Annotated in this window: 2 protein-coding genes; both read right to left on the minus strand. The window is 69.8% G+C overall.

The genetic code is table 11. From position 1 onward, the window contains the following. Nucleotides 1–100 precede the first annotated feature (100 nt). On the minus strand, nt 101–1,432 hold the full coding sequence (locus D183_RS0119235; protein ID WP_026143559.1) for an aminopeptidase P N-terminal domain-containing protein: 1,332 nt from the start codon (nt 1,430–1,432) through the stop codon (nt 101–103). Next, nucleotides 1,432–1,654 (minus strand): UPF0149 family protein (locus D183_RS0119240; RefSeq protein ID WP_017910434.1); only part of this gene is annotated, 223 nt, incomplete at its 5' end. The genes D183_RS0119240 and D183_RS0119235, both read right to left, overlap by 1 nt.

Here is a 1,654-nt window from a genome sequence, read left to right on the forward strand (position 1 = left end):
GGATTGGGGAATCGGGATTGGGGATTCGCAACAGCAAACGCGCCAGGTCTGCTAGCCGACCTTTCCGCGCGCGGTCACCGCTATTCCCATTCCCGTTTCCCTATTCCCCATTCCCAGCCATCCACGCCTCGATCTCCTCGGCGCTGCGCGCCAGGGCATCGGTGAGCACGCGATGGCCGTCGTCGGTGATCAGCACGTCGTCCTCGGTGCGGATGCCGATGCCCCGCCACTTCGGGTCCACGTCCTTGTCGTCCGGCGACACGTACAGGCCGGGTTCGATGGTGAACACCATGCCCGGTTCGAGCAGGCGCGATTCGCCTGCCAGCCGGTAGTCGCCGACGTCGTGCACGTCCAGGCCCAACCAGTGACCGGTCTTGTGCCGGTAGAAGCGCCGGTAGTCGCCGCTGGCCAGGTTCTGCTCGACGCTGCCCTTGAGCAGGCCCAGCCGCAGCAGGCCTTCGGTCAGGGTCTGCACCGCGGCCAGGTGTCCGGCCTCGTAGGCCACGCCCGGGCGCGCCTGCGCCAGCGCGGCGGCATGCGCGGCACCGACCAGGTCGTGCAGCGCGCGTTGTTCGGCGCTGAAGCGGCCGTTGGCCGGGAAAGTACGGGTGATGTCGGCGGCATAGCCGCGGTATTCGGCGCCCGCATCGACCAGCACCAGGTCGCCGTCGCGCAGGCGCGCAGCGTTGGCGCGGTAGTGCAGCACGCAGGCGTTGTGGCCGCTGCCGACGATGCTGCCGTAGGCCGGCCAGGCGTCGCCGGCGCGGAATTCGCGCTCGATCTCGGCCTGCAGTTGGTATTCGTGCACGCCCGGCCGCGCCAGCCGCATCGCCGCACGATGTCCGGCCACGCTGAGGTCGGCGGCCACCTGCATCAGCGCGATCTCGTCGCGCGACTTGAACAGGCGCTGTTCGTGCAGCAGATGGCCCAGTTCCAGGAACTCGTGCGGCGGCTGCGCGCCGTGCCGCACCTGCTCGCGCACGCGCTTGACCCAGCCGATCAGCTTCAGGTCGAAATCGACGTCGCGGCCGAAGTGGTAGTACACCCGCGAGCGGCCTTCCAGCAGCCCGGGCAGGATCTCGTCGAGGTCGTCGATCGGATAGGCATCGTCCATGCCGTAGCGCTCGACCGCGCCTTCCTGGCCCGCCCGCGGGCCGTCCCAGGCTTCGCGCTCGGGGTCGCGTTCGCGACAGAACAACAGCGCCTCGCCATGGCGGCGACCGGGCACCAGCACCAGCACCGCGTCCGGCTCGGCGAACCCGCACAGATACCAGAAGTCCGAATCCTGCCGGTACGGGTAGTGCGTGTCGTGGCTGCGCACCCGCTCCGGTGCGCTGGGCAGCACCAGGATGGCCTGCTCGCCGGCCATGTCCATCAAATGACGGCGCCGGCGCACGTACTCGCCGGAGGAAATCCCGGTGAGCCGCTTCATCAGTTCAGGCGCTGCCGGTGGCGCGGGCCGAGCACGCAGTCGCTGTGCAGCAGCAGCACCGCCACGCGCACGAACTCCTCGATCTCGGCCAGTGCGTCCTCGTCCTCGTCGCCGCTGTCGAAATCGTCGGCGCTGGCCTGGGCCAGGCGCGCCACGTCCTGCAGCGCTTCCTGCCCTTCCTCGGACAGTGGCGGCGCAGCCCCTGCGGCCAGGCCGAAGCCA

Origin of the sequence: Xanthomonas sp. SHU 199 (genome assembly GCF_000364665.1) — a bacterium.
In the GTDB taxonomy this organism is placed as follows: Bacteria; Pseudomonadota; Gammaproteobacteria; order Xanthomonadales; family Xanthomonadaceae; genus Xanthomonas_A; species Xanthomonas_A sontii.

Coding starts and splice junctions, on each gene's coding strand:
- D183_RS0119235 (WP_026143559.1), bottom strand. CDS start 1,432: ATGAAGCGGCTCACCGGGATTTCCTCCGGCGAGTACGTGCGCCGGCGC.